Below are 865 nucleotides of genomic sequence, written 5' to 3'. Positions count from 1 at the left end.
ACAACGTCAGTTGGCTAGGTGACCCTCGGCTTAAGTAGGGTCAATTTATATAATGCAGTTACTGTGCCAACTTTTATATGCCCGAAAATCGTGGTTTCTGTGACATACGTTGCTTAAACTTTGAATGTTTTTGCAATTTGCAAGTGCGTTATGCAATTTGTCTCTATTATGCTAATGATTGATTAATAAACAGTGGACTTTTTAGAGCATGACTAAACTCGCCGTTCCCAAAAAGGCGAAAAAACCAACCACATCTGTCACTGTCGTTAGAATAACCGAGCCTGCTAAGGCTGGATCCAATTTGAACTTATCCAGAATAATAGGTATCAACACGCCAAACAAAGCTGCGGTAATAATGTTGACGATAATGGCCAGTGCGATGGTTCCGCCTAAAACTGGCGATTGGAACCACAATCCGGCTAACCCGCCGATAATCAGTGCCCAAGCAATGCCGTTCAGAGCTCCAATACCCAGTTCATTTTTCAATAGCTTGAAACGGTTACCTGGAGTGATCTGATTAAGCGCCATCGCACGAACCATCAGAGTGAGCGTTTGGCTGCCCGCGATGCCACCCATCGATGCAACGATTGGCATGAGAACAGCCAAAGCCACCACTTGAGCAATCACATCTTCAAACAGTCCGATAGTGACAGAGGCTAAAATTGCAGTCAGCAAATTGATGCCCAACCACACGCCACGTTTTTGTGAGCTTTTTAGTACTGGCGCAAATAAGTCATCGCCTTCATCCATACCAGTACCGGCCATTAAGCGCGCTTCGTAGATTTCTCGTTGAGTACTTAATGCAAATTGCCAATCGACCTCACCAATGAGAGTTTGGTCAGCATCTGTTACGGGGAGCGCGGGT

Annotated in this window: 1 protein-coding gene; it reads right to left on the bottom strand. The window is 45.3% G+C overall.

Annotation, left to right across the window (positions count from 1 at the left end; genetic code table 11):
• Positions 1–201 precede the first annotated feature (201 nt).
• Positions 202–865: magnesium transporter (locus R7040_RS25420; protein WP_318097418.1), on the bottom strand; the 664-nt coding region annotated here is incomplete at its 5' end.

It is taken from the genome of Vibrio sp. 1069 (assembly GCF_033340555.1).
This window is presented reverse-complemented; position numbering and strand designations above follow the sequence as displayed.